Annotated in this window: 13 protein-coding genes; 1 reads left to right on the top strand and 12 read right to left on the bottom strand. The window is 52.0% G+C overall.

The features are described from left to right. Positions 1-8: 8 nt before the first annotated feature. From TREAZ_RS12825 to TREAZ_RS12780, 10 genes are all read right to left on the bottom strand, one after another. The gene (locus tag TREAZ_RS12825; protein WP_148257818.1) at positions 9-1,394 is read right to left on the bottom strand and encodes a sulfatase-like hydrolase/transferase; all 1,386 of its coding nucleotides are present in this window, start codon (positions 1,392-1,394) and stop codon (positions 9-11) included. Continuing rightward, positions 1,388-2,491, bottom strand: a complete 1,104-nt coding sequence (locus TREAZ_RS12820; protein WP_015712299.1) for a Gfo/Idh/MocA family protein — start codon at positions 2,489-2,491, stop codon at positions 1,388-1,390. The genes TREAZ_RS12825 and TREAZ_RS12820 overlap by 7 nt, the downstream gene beginning before the upstream one ends. A gap of 22 nt (positions 2,492-2,513) precedes the next feature. After that, positions 2,514-3,368: an AraC family transcriptional regulator gene (locus TREAZ_RS12815; RefSeq protein ID WP_043923098.1), complete on the bottom strand. Its 855-nt coding sequence runs from the start codon at positions 3,366-3,368 to the stop codon at positions 2,514-2,516. Next, positions 3,368-4,378, bottom strand: coding sequence for a Gfo/Idh/MocA family protein (locus tag TREAZ_RS12810; protein WP_015712297.1), 1,011 nt, complete (start codon positions 4,376-4,378; stop codon positions 3,368-3,370). The genes TREAZ_RS12815 and TREAZ_RS12810 overlap by 1 nt, the downstream gene beginning before the upstream one ends. After that, positions 4,379-5,776, bottom strand: coding sequence for a sulfatase family protein (locus TREAZ_RS12805; protein WP_015712296.1), 1,398 nt, complete (start codon positions 5,774-5,776; stop codon positions 4,379-4,381). Between the two features lie 13 nt (positions 5,777-5,789). Then, a complete protein-coding gene (locus TREAZ_RS12800; protein WP_148257816.1) occupies positions 5,790-6,587 on the bottom strand; it encodes a sugar phosphate isomerase/epimerase family protein in 798 nt (265 codons plus the stop codon). 128 nt (positions 6,588-6,715) lie between these two features. Further along, positions 6,716-7,249 (bottom strand): Hsp20/alpha crystallin family protein, encoded by a 534-nt coding sequence (locus tag TREAZ_RS12795; RefSeq protein ID WP_015712294.1) that lies wholly within the window; start codon positions 7,247-7,249, stop codon positions 6,716-6,718. 183 nt (positions 7,250-7,432) lie between these two features. Then, complete coding sequence (locus TREAZ_RS12790) at positions 7,433-7,867, bottom strand: SoxR reducing system RseC family protein (protein ID WP_052297686.1); 435 nt, start codon at positions 7,865-7,867, stop codon at positions 7,433-7,435. After that, positions 7,851-8,681, bottom strand: coding sequence for a TIGR00282 family metallophosphoesterase (locus TREAZ_RS12785; protein WP_015712292.1), 831 nt, complete (start codon positions 8,679-8,681; stop codon positions 7,851-7,853). The genes TREAZ_RS12790 and TREAZ_RS12785 overlap by 17 nt, the downstream gene beginning before the upstream one ends. Before the next feature lie 6 nt (positions 8,682-8,687). Further along, positions 8,688-9,227 carry a tetratricopeptide repeat protein gene (locus TREAZ_RS12780; protein ID WP_043923097.1) on the bottom strand — a complete coding sequence of 180 codons (540 nt, stop codon included), beginning with the start codon at positions 9,225-9,227 and terminating at the stop codon, positions 8,688-8,690. 87 nt (positions 9,228-9,314) lie between these two features. Here TREAZ_RS12780 and TREAZ_RS12775 point away from each other — a divergent pair, with 87 nt between their 5' ends. Beyond that, positions 9,315-10,823 carry a hypothetical protein gene (locus tag TREAZ_RS12775; RefSeq protein ID WP_015712290.1) on the top strand — a complete coding sequence of 503 codons (1,509 nt, stop codon included), beginning with the start codon at positions 9,315-9,317 and terminating at the stop codon, positions 10,821-10,823. 72 nt (positions 10,824-10,895) lie between these two features. On the opposite strand, the gene TREAZ_RS12770 is transcribed toward TREAZ_RS12775, so the two are convergent. Then, on the bottom strand, positions 10,896-11,579 hold the full coding sequence (locus TREAZ_RS12770) for a response regulator transcription factor (RefSeq protein WP_015712289.1): 684 nt from the start codon (positions 11,577-11,579) through the stop codon (positions 10,896-10,898). An 18-nt stretch (positions 11,580-11,597) separates the two neighbouring features. Further along, positions 11,598-14,756: an ATP-binding protein gene (locus tag TREAZ_RS12765; protein WP_015712288.1), complete on the bottom strand. Its 3,159-nt coding sequence runs from the start codon at positions 14,754-14,756 to the stop codon at positions 11,598-11,600. Between the last annotated feature and the right edge of the window lie 8 nt (positions 14,757-14,764).

Here is a 14,764-nt window from a genome sequence, read left to right as displayed (position 1 = left end):
TATTCCTCCTAAAGTTTTCTTCCTTCCAATAATTGAGGGGCAAGCCACTCTGAAGCAAAGGGATCGCCATGAGCTTTTAAATCGTTAAACAATTCTCTGCGGAATTTTTTAATGTATTCAGCCATAGAGCTGTCATATATCAAATTGCAGCATTCCCCCGGATCTGTTTGTGCATCGTAAAATTCATCGACATCTGTAAGATTCCAAACGTATTTGTAACGGCCGTCAGTAATCATCCGGGTGTTGAAAAATCCAAACTGCTGCCCATTGGAAGATGATGTTATAAAGTTTCTTGTACTTTCACCTTTGAGGGGAAGGCAAAATCCGTGAGCGCCGCTTAAAGCCGGAAGCCCCATGAGGCTCGAAATAGTCAGGGGCAGATCCAGGCAGTTTGAAACCAGGGCCTCGCTTGAATGGGGTGTAAAAGAAGATCCGCTTATTACAAGGGGCACCCTCACTATGTCGTCGTACATGGTATTATGCTTGTCGAACATGCGGTGGTTCCCGCACATGTCGCCATGATCGGAAGTAAGGATTATGAGAGTATCGTCAAGATGCCCTGATTCTTCGAGAGCCTTAACGATGAACCCAATGGCGTCGTCCAGCTGCGACACTACGCCGCAGTAACGGGCAACCTGGGCTGCCATTTCTTCCCAGCTTGCCTTGTCAAGGTTCCAGTTCAACGTCTGCTGTTTGTGGCAGTAAGGCTTGTTTTCCTTTGGATCGCCAAAACCTTGCCAGGGGGGGAAATCTTTCGCTGAATACATTGCAGAGAAGGGCGCACTGGGCCTACAGGGAAGGTGGGGCACGCCGAAATCCACCCAGAGAAAGAATCCGTTTTCGTTTGGGGAAGGCTTTTCCCGTATAAAATCCACAGCTTTTCTGGCAAAAAAATGAGTGTCCGCATCTTCAAGCTTAACCGGACTTTCGCAGCCCATCCACCCGCCCTCGAAGTTCAAGGCAGGATAACGGTCTTTATAATAAAGAGCATATTCGCTTTTACTGCAATAGGCGCTAAAACCAAAGTCTTGCGGCTTTGTGCCCTTCGCAATATCCCATTTACCTGCGAAATACCCGCGCTTTCCGCAGGCTGCAAGGTTTTGGGTTAAAGTGCTCGGGGGCACGAAATCAGGAGTATTAAAAAAACCGTGGTTCCAGAAAGCCCCGAAAGAATCGGGATGCCTTCCGCATAATAGGGACTGCCTCGCCGGGGCGCACACGGGCAGGGGCGTGTATGCTCTGCTGTATGCAATGCCCCGGGAAGCAAGCCGGTCAATATGGGGAGTTTTTGACAGCCCCTTTCCGCCCAGGGCATAACCCGGTGCGTCATGGCGGAGCTGGTCTGCCAGAAGAAAAAGCAGGTTGCGGTATTGACCGGCCATTGTTGTTACCAAACGTACTTTATATCGCCGTGGAGGGCCGGCAGGGCCTCGGGGATTACCAGGGCGCCGCCTTCTTCATAAGAGCGCATTGCCGCGAAGGTATAGGTTAGAGTTGCCAGGGCGTCCCTGCCCGAAGCGCGGAGGTGTTCAAGGGGTACCTTATTGGCAAGATCTTCCAGCCATGCGTGGATCCTCGAAGGAAAGGTAGCGTTGAAGTCCGTGATGCCGGTATCGAAAATTTCCGGTTTGGGGCTGGCCATACCGGGATTTTCTACTTTGTCAACATCCCAGTAATGCAACTTTTCCACACAGTTTTCGATACAGAAGGTACCCCTGGTGCCTGCATGCTCATAGCTCCACCAGCCGCCAAGGCCGAACATGGCATCGCCCCGCTGGCTCAGGAGATAGCCTATTCCGCCATTGGCAAAACGCACATGGATACCGTTAATGGAGAGCATGGGATCCAGCTGGCTGCGGCGTATGCCGGGTCTGTCCATAAAGGCCTGCACCTGCATAATATCACCGCAAAAATGGCGCATCACCGAGAAGGGATGTGCGCAGAAAGCTTTGACATGAGAATAGGGAGTTTGCCACCTGGGGGTGCCGGGTCCGGTGTATTTCTTTTCATTGCCGTTGAAACCTACTTTATGAATGCAGTACACCAGCTCGCCGATTTTTTTGTCTCTGATAAGCTCATCTGCCCGCTCTGCGGTTTTGGTAAAATAGTGGTTCAGGTTGCATCCCAGGTAGAGTTTCTTTTTTCCGGCATAACGCACCAGTTCCTGGGCATCCCGGAGATCTGCGCAGATTGGCTTTTCCACTAAAACATTTTTTCCCGCATCCAGGGCTTCCATGGCAGGTTCAAAGTGCATAGAGCCATTGTCATAACCGGAAGTAGTAACACTCACAGATTCGATCTCAGGGTGGGCTGCGAACATTTCCTTTGTGGATTTGTACCAGGGCACTCCTTTATCCTCGCCCAGCTTCCTGGCCTTTTCGGGGACTATATCGCAGACCGCGACCAATTCCGCAAGGCTGTCATTTTTGTAGCAGTTGGCATGGTTAGTACCTATGCCGCCGCAGCCGATAATCGCAACTTTAATACCCATAATATACTCCTATAAAATTGATTTATTTGTTCAACTTCGCCTGGCGTTTGAATTCGCTGGGGGTCATTTTAAAAAGGTTTTTAAACTCCCTGGAAAAATAATTGATGCTTCTGAATCCCGATGCAGCATAAACTTCTGACACTGGCTGCTGTTTTCGCAGCAGTTCCAAAGCCTTTGCAAAACGGCGGCGCCTCAGATACTCAGTCGGGGTTATCCCCATGATCTGGTGGAACTGCCGTGTAAGGTGATCAGGCCCAATGCCCAGGCTACCCGCCAAATCTCTCACAGTCAGGGCTTCTGAATAATTTTCTTCGATGCGCTCCACTGTTTTAAGGGTATAGCCAAGGTAGGGGTTCTTGTTTCCCTGCTTTGAGAACCTGGTGTTCACAACCCTGGAAAGAATTATAATCACGTTTGTCAGCAGGGCCTTGCTTCTGAGTTCCCAGCCAACAATTTTCTGCTCTTCTTCCTTTCGCAGGGCGTTGATGATCCTGCGCATTTCTTCCCTGTCGTCAAAACTTAAATGGCTCAGGAGGGGGTTCTGGAGCTTCCCTTCGAAAAAATCTTCCATGCCCGGCAGGGATTTGATGTCTTTCATTAATCCGGAAAAAATTTCCGGCAGGAACATGATGTTCACTATAGTGATATTTTTTTTGCACCAGTAGTAATGCTCCATTCCCGGACTCATGGCAAGGAGATCCCCTCCCATGAGTAGTTCCACTCCTGACCCCGAGAAATGAAGGCAGAACCCTTCTTCGACATAGACGAATTCAAAAAACTCGTGGCTGTGCCTGTACATGGTGCTCTGGATGCGTTCGTTCACCTTCACGGGGCATCCTGAATCTCCCCCCAGGGAAGCCCAGCTTAGGCAGCTCATTATTCCTCCGTGTCGTCCACCCGGACGACTTTGCCGCCTTCTTTGAGAGAGGCTATGGCAGCGTGTATTACCCTTTGGGCCGCAAGCCCGGCTTCCCCTGATCCGTCGATCTCTTCCGGCTTATCCCCACGGGCTATCTGTTCCACAAAACTGCCAATGCGATCCCTAAAGGTGTCATCAAAACTTTCAAAGCCCCCGAACACAGGGTTGGTGTACTGCATCTTGACGGGATCGCCCGAGGGGTAAAGGGTTGCCTCCCGCCACATATCTTCGAAGATCAACCGGCCCTTGAGCCCTGCAACTTCACAGCGTTCCATGGGATGGCCCCGGGCAATATCATAGCTTGATGTAAGATGCCCCACAGCGCCGCACTTGAATTTCATGTTGATGGAAGCCGTGGAATAGATGTTGCGCCCCGGAGCTGTCATTGCGAAGCAGGAAACTTCATCCACATCTCCCATGAAATAACGCATGATGTCCACACTGTGGGGGTTCAGGGCTTTAAGGTGGTAGTAGGGCGAATCAAGGTCCTGGGGCTTTCCTATCCAGAGGGCCATGTTGCAGAAGAGAAGCCCACCGACGAGGCCTTCGTTCTGCCACTTTTTTGCGGTCCGTGCTGCCGGCGTAAAGCGGTGGTTAAGGTCTATGGCATAACAGACCCCCATTTCTTTGGCGGTCCTTACCATTTCTGTTCCATGGCGGAGATCGTTGGAAATGGGCTTTTCGCCCAGCACATGGCAGCCTGCTTTCAAAGCCTGGATGGTAGGCTCGTAGTGATCCGAAGAGTATTCAAAACCTCCGGTAGCCACAGAAACAATGTCAGGCTTTTCTTTGGCAAGCATATCGGCAGCATCGGTGTACCATTTTACGCTGTGGCGCTTCCCACTTTCTTCCGCGATGGAAGGGATTTTGTCGCAAATTGCGGCAAGGGTGCAGTCCTTCCTTTCGCGGTAGATCTTTGCGTGGAGATTTCCGATGTGGCCCATACCGATAACGCAGACCTTAAGCATTTATTTTTTATCCTTCTTTTGGGATTCCTGAAGTTTCTGCGCTGCCTGGATACCGCCTATATACATGGTATTGTAGGCTTCATCGGATGTCTTAAAAACCCCCCGGCCTTCAATGCCGTGCCAGTGGATATTGGTAAACGAGGGGGCGGTACGTCCTGTTTCCTTTTCCCGTTTCTTGATCCATTTGTCCATGCGATCCGTTAGTACTTTTACAATTTCCGGTTCTTTTTTTGCGATATTGTCATTTTCCCCGGGATCGCGGACAAGATCGTATAACTCCGTTTCCGGTTTGTGGTGGAAGTCAGGCTCCAAAGCCCTGATAAGTTTATACTGGGGTGTGCGCCAGCCATGCTTCCTCATCCAGGTACATTCGGTGATGTAGAATTCAGGCTCTTGTTTTAATCCACCCCCGGTCATGCGGGCCAGGAGGCTCCGCCCTTCCATGGGGATACCTTTGCGGTTAATGCCCATGATATCCAGGATAGTGGGAAGCACATCCTTGAGGGTGACAATATCGTCAAAGCGTGTTTCTGCGGGGATCTTTTTGGGGTAGCGGAAAATCAGGGGAACGCTTAAGGTGCATTCGTAAAGGCCGTGATGATCAAAGAAACAGTCATGATCGTAAAGGGTTTCGCCATGATCGGAAGTAAAGACGATGAGGGTTTCATCCTCAATGCCCAATTTTCTGACTTCTTCCAGCAATACTGCGATGCACGAATCCATATAGGCGATTTCGCCATCGTACTGCGCCTTGATGTACTCGGCATCAGTACATCCCGGCGGGAACCATGATTTGAAAAAATCGGAGAAAGGCTTAAAGGCATAAACCGGATCAAGGGATTTGTTTTTTTTGTCGAATTCATTTTCGGCATAGAAGAGCCTTTCGAAGGGCCTTGGGGGAAGATAAGGAGCATGGGGATCCATATGCCTCAAAAAGAGGAGGAAGGGCTTATCCTGGGCAGCCAGGCGTTTCAGTTCAGGAATGGTAACATCATTGAGATTTTCGGCTTTATGAGAACGGCCCTCCGCAAAAGATCCCCAGCCTTCAAAATCGATGTACTTGTCAAAGCCCCGGCTGGCGGGGTTCCCGGTAAAGCCCACGCAGCTTGTGGCATAGCCGTTTTCCCTGAGGATCTCCGGGAGGGTTTTGACACCCGGCGCATAAGACCCCTTGTGGCGCAAGGCAACTATGTCGGTACCGAAAACATCATGGCCTGTGAGCATGTTGGCGTACCCCGAGGTAGTGGGGATGGATGCACTGAAACACTTGTTCCATACAGCCCCTGACTTGGCATATTTATCCAGATGGGGGGTGGTGAGGTTTGTGTGGCCGTAGAGACTCATGTGATCACGCCTCAAACTGTCGATGCCTACAAAGAGCAGATTAGGTTTCTTCATTATTCATCTCCTTTTAGCGTATGCTGAGGTTTTTTAAGCAGGCTCTTATAAAGCCCATGCTTTCGGCAGCGATGGTGATTGCCTGTTCAATGGATTGGGAAGGGCCTATCACTTCGAGGCATACAGGGCCTTCGTATTTGGCATCTGCCAAAACTTTGAAATAACCGAAAAGATCGATATCGCCCCTTCCACAGGTCTGGAGGCCCGGTTCCCCGGGAGAAGGCCCCAATCCCTTGCAGTCCCGGATATGGATGTGCTTAACCCTTGCAATGACTGCCTTGAGGCTTTCTTTGGGGGTTTCCCCAGCCCGGTGAATGTGGCTGGGATCCATGTCGATGCCGAAAGAATCCAGGGGGATAGCTTTCATGGCTTCGAGGGTAGTGGGGGTATTGTAGATTGCAGCGCCCACATGGGCTTTTACGCAGAGAGTGACGCCATATTTCGCAGCCAGCTCTGAACGGGCTTTGAGTGTTGCAAGGGATTCCTTGAGGGTTGCTTCATCCCCGGATTTGCCGCCGGGGCCTACATTGATCACGGGGATACCCAGGGCTTTGGCAGCCGCAAAGGCTTTTTCCAGCCTTGCCTCGTCCAGGACAGTGACTTCCATGGAAAGCAGGGCAAGGTTGTACTGCTTTGAAAGGGCAAGAATCTCCTGGGCTTGCGCGGCCCAGTTGTCCAGCACCAAATGTTCGCACATGCCCTGGATGGCAGAGATTTCCACCCCGTCGTAGCCGGCACGGGAAATAGCCGCAAAGGTCTCCCGCAGGGTGAAATCCTTGAATAATACAGTATTAACGCCGATTTTCATCATCAATTCTCCTCGTTATCGGATGTGGCTTCAATAATATCGTATTACTACAAATAATATCCACGCTGATAACGAGGTTTTGAGAAGAAAATATCGGATATGTGCAAATTCAGGGAATAGAGGGTGAAACCCTAAACTCCTTCCTTAACTATCTCGATCTTGATGCCGTCGCTCTGATCGGGCTCGTCCTTGGGGGGGATAGCCACCTTGAGTATGCCGTTTTTGTAGACCGCCTTGACTTTGTCCTGGGCGTACTTGTCCAGGGGCACGAAGTACTTCTGCTTTTCGATGTCCTTCATCTTAAGGCGGCGCTTAAAGTAGCGCGGGTTTTCTCCGGCAGGAAGCTCCTCCCCGTTTTTCACCTGGGGCAGGGTAGCGGAAAAGACCATGTAGTCACCCTGGAAAGAGAGGGTGATGTCCTTTTCGTCGAAGCCCGCAAGGGCAAACTCGAAGATCATGCTCCGGTCCGCCGTCATGTAAACGTTCATGGGAGGATAGGAATAGTTGGGATAGTAGTCGGTATTCTCATCGAAATTCCAGCGTGGGCCGCAGCCCTCCCCAAAGGGGTTAAAATTCCGGTGGAATTCATCCTGAAAATTCCGGGTGGCTTCGAAAATTTCGTCGAAGATAGTGCCCAGATCCATGTAACCTTTAGGCCCTTTCATAGTGACTCCTTCGCGTTTGGGATTTTCCCTAGACGCTTGCGCCGGCCTTGCGGCCCGGCAAAATTGAACCTTCCAAAGACGGGTCCTGGAGCTTGCGCCCTCCATTTATAGAAGGATAATTCGACAAACTCCTATATTAAATATACTCGCTTTTGTAGAAATCAACAAGTCTTTAGGAAAATATTATTGAGGCAAAATCCTGACGACTCTTGGCAAGACCTTAACAGGATGCCGCTTCCTATAGAAGTAAAATCCAAAAGCGCCCGCAAACATCAGGATAACGCCTCCAAAAGCTTTTCCGGGGTCTCCAATAGAGGGGAAAATCAATCCCGCAAGCAAAAAGCCCGCAATGAACCCCGCAAGCGGCGGTATCAATGCAAAAAACGCCTGGCCAAGGATCATTTTCGGTGATATTTCTGTTTCAACCTGGCTGCCAATTTCCAGGGGGAGCTTGAGGGGATTCGAAACGCTGATATATCCCTGTTTTTCTTTGCATTCCTGGTTCATGCAGCCGAAACAGGCTTCGGAATTCTTGAACGATGAGAACGCATCCTGCTGAACCGTGATTGTGCTGCCTGCGATGGCGGAGATTCTGCCGGTTTCAATCATCATCTTCATCCGGATTATCCTCTTGCCCTGAATTCGGCGCATCCGGCACTTCATGCTGTACCCGTTCTATGGAACGGGCCTTGCCGTCATCGCCTATATCGATGAGGACGCCCTGGAGTTCAGGCTTTGCCCAGGCTTCCTTGGTCCAGTCGGGTATGCCTGTCAGGTATTCTTGTATACGGGAATCAGGCTCGGTCCCGCCGACGGAATTCTGGCTGCCTGTGCGCCCCGCATCGGTGATGACAGCCGTGCCGCCGGGAAGGACTTTTGCGTCCCCAGTCTGCACCCTGCAGTGGGAGCCGATGGCTGCCGAGCAATGCCCATCCGCCATGGCGAAAAAAGTCTGCTTCTCTGCCGTGGCCTGGGCATGGAAGTCGATGAAGGTGAAAGGGGTTTCGAGCCTGAGCCTTTCGAGCAGGGCCGGGAGACCTGAAAAGGGGCTTGAGCTGTGGATGCGGCGGAAGCTGCTCTGGCCAAGAAGCACAGCCACTGCCACTTTGAGATTGCCCGCTTTGAAGACCCTTGAACCAATGCCCGGGGCTTCGGGGTTGAGGTTGTCGGGCCTGAGCACATAGGAGATTTTCGCCAAATTCTCGGTGAGGTCTTTCTTGAAGAAACAACATTCGCCCAGGGTGAGCGCATTGGCGCCCAGCTTGTGCAGATATGCCGCATGGTTCCGCCCGAGGCCGCTGCCGCCGGTAGCGCCGTCCGCGCAGGCAATGATAAAATCGGGGTTGAAGCGTGACTTAAGCTCCGGAAGCCCCTTTTTATAGGCATAAACCCCGGCTTTGCCCACGATTTCGGCGATATAGAGGATTTTCATTTTATGCTACCTGGCTGACAGGACCCTGTCGCTGGGCGAAAGGCTCGAAAGCACCCTCTCGAATTCAGCGGCAGCCCGGTAATCTTTGAGTTCCCTGCAGGTATCCCGTATATTGAAAAGGGCATCATAAAAAAGGGGGGAGTATATGAGGGCTTCCTCAAAACAGCTGCGGGCTTCCTCGTAATTCCCTTCGGAAAAGTAGAGGACCCCCAGGTTATTCCATACTTTGGGCGAGGCGTTCTCCCGGGAAAGAGAGGCATGGTAGAATTCTTCGGCCTCCTCAAACTTCTCCATCTCATAGTAGATAAGACCCATGCAGCCCCAGGCTTCCGCCATGTCATCATCAATATCGACCGCATGATGGAAGCTCTCCAGGGCGTCCTCGTACTCGCCCGTGCGCTGCTGGGCAATGCCGAGGTTCATCCAGAGCAGGGGGTTTTCGGGCTCCAGTACCAGCGCCTTCTGGAAAAGGGGTATGGCCTCGTTGGGCCTGTTGGCTTCGGTCAGGGCTATTCCCGAATTGTTTAAAAGCTCCGCGTTTTCCATAGACCCCCCATTAATAATATATATCAAAAATGATTTTAATACTATAAATTCTTTTTTTTTTATGATATAGTCTATCAAAGGATCAGCGTGAATAGTTTAGCAGAATTTACAGACACAACTTCCGAAGACGAGTTATTTTCCTTTTTATACGACAAAGTCATAAACAAGGAGATTACCGTATTCTCCGGCCTCAAGGAGTTTGCCGCCCCTGTTTTACGCAGTTCCCGTACCCACCCTGTGATGATGCGCCTTTTCGAGCTTATCAAAAAGCTCAACTGGGGCTTTTTTTCGGACATACATTTTGATACCCACAAGCGGCTCTGGCGGGAACTTGTGATCCCCGACAAACAGTTCCCCCAGGCAGGCGACCTCAAGACCACCCTCCAGATTTCGAACCTCTATATCGCCATGCTGGACATACATGGCTATACCCAGTTCTGCATGGATTCCCGCAAGAATCTTTCGATGATGCACACCTTTGACCATGCCATGGAAAGCGTGGGCAACCGGATTTCCACAAAATGCCAGGCTGTGAGCCACAGGGAGCGGGGCGACGAGATGGTGGTCATAGCCGCCAGCGCCACCGATGCCCTTACCGTAACCCTGAGCATCATCGACTACTTTGGCAAGACCAACGTGGTGGACGATCCCAATATCCCCACCAGGCGGGAAGGTGAAGCCGAAGCAGCCCTGCCGGTTTTCAAGATCTCCGCAGGCATTACCGGCGGCAATACCCAAAGCCCCCTCATCATCACGGAAAAGGGGAACCTCGCCGGCTTCCTCCTCAATTCAGGCGCCCGTCTCCAGACCAGGGCAAACGAGCTTTCCCCCAAGGAATCTCGCATCATGGTTGCCAAGCAGGTGGTCATGAATTATATAAAGGAAAACGAAAAGGAAAAGTGCGCCATCTTCAGGCACAACGCAGTCTACTTTTTGGAAACCGGACAGATTGAATTCAAGGGTGTCATGATCCCCACCTGCGAGGCAGTCTTCAGGCCCGAAGATCTCTATAAGGAAAAGTTCAGCGAGGAGCTTCAGCGGCTTTTCGGCTCTATCGGCAACAACCTCTGGGAGCAGCGGATTTTTTTGGATCTTATGGAAGTCCTTTCCAAAGCAGCCCAGTCTATGCCCAAGTTCAACCTCACCCCAGCCAAGCCCATATACGGCATGCAGACCATCACCAACGATTCCCTTATACAGCTTTTCCGCATGACCACCAAAGCCTACCTGCAGGACGAAGATTATGCAGGCGCTGTGGAACTCCTCAAAACCCTTATTTCCCTCATCGAGCAGCTCCCCCAATTCGAGCGGCTTCTCCTGGACTACCTCCGGGGCGTCACCGACAAATACGACATGCTCCTCAAATCCTACCTCGACACTATAGACCGCGAGATAGACGCCAGGGCCCCCCAGATCTTCCAGGGCAACTACCTCAAAGCCTGGGGCGCCGCAAAGAACGCAGTAAACGTATACGAAAAGCTTAAAGCCATAGGGCGGAAAAGCCCCGAAGTGCCCAAGAAAAAAGCCCTCTGGTATAATCTGATTAAGCAGAATGCAGAGCAGATGGAGTTTGTGCTGCATTCGGGGAAGAAGTAAAAGCCGTTGATGGTCCCGCTTGGCATGGCAAAACTCCAAATTGTACGGTATCCAGCAACTAAACTTGAGCTATTAGCCTTTAGGGCTGATGATGCCTGAGCTTACGGCGTGGACAACGTACTGCATGATATTATCGTAGCCTGTTTTGTTGAGGATGCCGGTAATGATTGCTTTAAGGGTACCTTCGGTGGTGTCCAGGGCGGCGGCGATTTCTTTGCGGGTTTTGGCTTGGGCGAGGAGCCTGAGGGTTTTGATTTCCCGTTCTGTGAATTTGGGGGTTTTGACGAGTTCCCGGGGGATGCGGTCGGGGTAGACGGAGTAGCCGCCCATTGTGTTGCGGATTATGTTGAGCATGGTGTCGCTGGAGATGCTTTTATAAATAAAGCTCTGCACCCCGGCGTGGTGGGCGGCGTCGATAAAGGTGATTTCGGGGAAGGCGGTCATGATGACGATTTTGATATCCGGGAATTCGAAGCGTATGTCCAGGGCAGCCTCTATGCCATTGATTTGAATGCGGCTGTGTTCTGTTTCGTCAGCGCCGTCTGAGGTGGACAGGCTGTCCGAAGTGAGTACATCCATAAGGATAAGGTGGGGTTTCTTTTTGCGGCAAAAGTCCAGGGCATCTGCGGCGTAGCTTAATGTGCCTGAAACATGCATATCTTTTTGGGCTTCCAGCAGTTTTTCAAGCGATTCTCTGAGCAATACCTGGTCTTCGACGATGAGTATGTTAATTGGCTTCTCTGCTTTGTTTTCCATACTATGATTTCCTTTTTGTTAGAGGGTTTCGCCACTCCCGTGGAGGGCGGTGTCGAGAGTTTCGTTGAACTCCTTAAAAGCCAGGTAAAAGGTCTGGCCTTGAGCGATGACTGCGGCGAGCTTGGCTTCTTTGCCGAGCTGCTCTATGGCTCCTGCTTCTTTCGAGAGGGTGTCTGCCCCGATGGAATAGAGGGCGTTCTTGAGGGCGTGCATGAGCAGGGTGAATATGGAGAAGGATTGGGTATTTTCCTGCGGAAGATCCACGCCGGAGGCAGTGTTTTTTAATTGCGAGAAGTGGTACAGCATGTGGCGCAGGGTGTCGATGCGTTCTTTGCTGTCGGTGCAGAAACTATTGAGTACGTAGAGATAGCCTTCTTCTTCGCCGCCGGTGCGTTCGAGGCCGAGGGCGCTATCCATGCCGTTGATTGCAGGGTGAGGGGCGTGATCCGCCGCATAAGGGCTAAGCGGCACGGCTGTTTCTTCCTTTGTCGCAGCCTTTTGCAATTCCTTCGGGATAAAGCGCAACAGTATTTTGTCCAATTCCAATGCGCGCAGGGGCTTGCTCAAAAAACCGTCGAAGCCATTAGAAGCAAACATCTCGTCATTGCCAATAAGGGCGTTTGCAGTAAGCGCAACAATGGGAATGTGTGGATTACGCAAAGCGTATTCTTTGGCGTGTTCTGCTTCCCATTCCCTAAAGCGGCGGACGGTCTCGATGCCGTCCATGCCGGGCATCATGTGGTCCATGAACACAAGGTTGTAAGGGGTTTCCATTATCTTTGCCAGGGCTTCTTCGCCGCTAGAGGCGCTGTCGATGGCGAGGTGGTAGAGGTCGAGATAACCCTGTGCCACTTGTATATTGGAGGCAACGTCATCGACCACGAGGACGCGGGCGGAGGAGAGGTCGGCGCGATCAAAATCGATCTCGGCCTTTAGGCGGCTGTCGTGGTAGCTGAAGTTCTGCAATGCATCCCGGGCGGTTTCCCCTATGGTGTCACCTATATAGACGGCTTTTTGGCGCACTTTTACGGTAAAGACGCTGCCGGAGCCGTATTCGCTTTGCACAGTAATGGTGCCCCCCATAAGAAGCACAAGCTGCCGTGTAATGGAAAGCCCGAGGCCTGTTCCTTCGATGTTGCGGTTGGCTTCCTGGTCGGCGCGGTCGTATTCGTCAAAGATTTTGTCCAGCTCTTCAGCCTTGATGCCAATGCCGGTGTCGGCTACGGTGAACACAAGGTACAGGTCGCCAGAGTCGCCGCCCGTGCTGTCTTCCTGGGCAACGGTAAAGCGGACTTCACCTTCCCTGGTGTACTTAATGGCGTTGCTCAACAGGTTGTTGAGGATTTGGCGTATGCGGAGTTCGTCTCCTATTAGGCTCTTGGGCAGTGCAGCGTCGAGTTCCAGGCGGAAGGCGATGGACTTACTGCCTATGCGCACGGTGTTAAGGGAGACTGTGTCGTTTATCAAGCTCGCAAGATCGTATTCGGCAGGGATAAGCTCCAGCCTGCCCGATTCTATTTTGGAAATGTCCAGCACATCGTTGATAATCGAAAGAAGGGCCGCCCCCGACTGGTGTATTTGTTCCAGGCGGAAAACGGAGTTTTCCTTATTCGCAGTATTACTTTTCGCTTCCAATTCCAGTTCGCTGTAACCCATAATCGCGTTAAGGGGGGTGCGGATTTCGTGGCTCATGTTGGCAAGGAAGTTGGTTTTGGCGCGGGATGCACTTACGGCCAGCCGGGTCTGCTCGCGGAGCGCCAGGGTGCGCTCTTCCACGGTAGATTCCAGGGATGCGTTGAGGTCGTGAAGCTCCCGGTACATCTCGCTAAAGCGGCGGGCAAGGATAAAGGCGGCCCCCAGGGTAAAGATGGTAAAGCCAAAGCGGCTGGTAAGTATTCCCCAGTTAAGAAAGGCGGAATCGATAAAGTCGAACATGCCCGTTACAAACACAAGCACGATGCCCAGTGCAAGATTCCCCATGGGGGCGTGGATTAAGTTCCAGGTAAGGTCGTCGAGGAGGGTAAAGGGGGTGCCGTCTTCGCGGCGGCGGGGGGCAGTTTTCCATGAGATATACGCGCGGTAGAAAAACTCGTAGCCAAAGTTTATTGCAAATATATAGAGGATTTCGATTATCCCCAGGATGTAAAAGAGGTTAATGCAGTCTTCGCCAAACTGTGGGGTAAACACCGCCTCTGTCAGCGCCATGGCCCCGCCTATGGCAAGCATCAGCTTTGCCGGGAACCGGGGCCTCCCCTGGGTAAGGCTCTGGAAAAAACAGGAGAGCAGGGGCAGGAAAAAGAAGAGCGAGGCGAACTCCAGGCGCGACCAGATATCGGTGTTGGGATTAAAGTCATAGATGCACGAAAGGCGGGTTAAAAAGTAGATGCCCATGCACAAGGAAAAAAAGCCGTAGTAGAGGTTGTACCACACGTCGCGGCGCTGGAAAAAGATGATAAAATGGTAGAGTCCCAAAAAGAGATACATGCCAATCAACGCAATGGTGCCTGTCTCGCGGCTGGAGGAGGCAATCTTTTCGTAATCGTCGATGTAGACGGGGGTACCGTAATAAAGCCCCAGGTTGTCGTGGTTGGGGTCGCCCACCAGGTGCAGGACGAGGGTGTTGGCGCCCTCCACAAGGAGGTCTTCGGCAAAGGGGAAGCGCACCTTCCGCTGGGCGCGGTGCTCGGCAAGGCGGCCCGAGCTATCCAGGTGGAGCTCGCTGCGGATAAGGACACCGTTAAGGTAAACCTCCCAGTTATCCCCCAGGGCGGCGATAAAGAGCCCCGGTACAGTGCGGCGGTCGCGCCGCAAAAAGGCAAGGGCATCGGAGGATACCGGGAAGCTGATACGGTAGGCAAAGTGCTCCGGGGGCGATCCAAAGGGCGAAAGGAAAACGCGGCGCGGCAGGCCGCTGAACTTCTTCTTGACAATCGCCAGGGATGTATCACCCGCTGGGGCAATCACTTCCCAGCGGCCCCTTGCCGCCTGAGCCAGGGTGTCGGCAGGCTCAAACCCCTTTTTGCCGTAGAGGGCGTACTCCCGCAGGTTGATATAGAGGGGCCCTTCCCCTTCCTTATAGAGGGAAAGACTAAAGGAGATGTAAAGGAGGATAACGATGCCGGCTGCTATAAGCGCAACAGCAGCCCCGTTCCGGGCATTCCGTATGGCCTTTTTCATGGTTTGTG

The organism is Leadbettera azotonutricia ZAS-9, from assembly GCF_000214355.1.
GTDB classification, from domain to species: Bacteria; Spirochaetota; Spirochaetia; order Treponematales; family Breznakiellaceae; genus Leadbettera; species Leadbettera azotonutricia.
The sequence above is the reverse complement of the archived record's forward strand: the minus strand, read 5'-3'. Positions and strand labels throughout refer to the sequence as shown.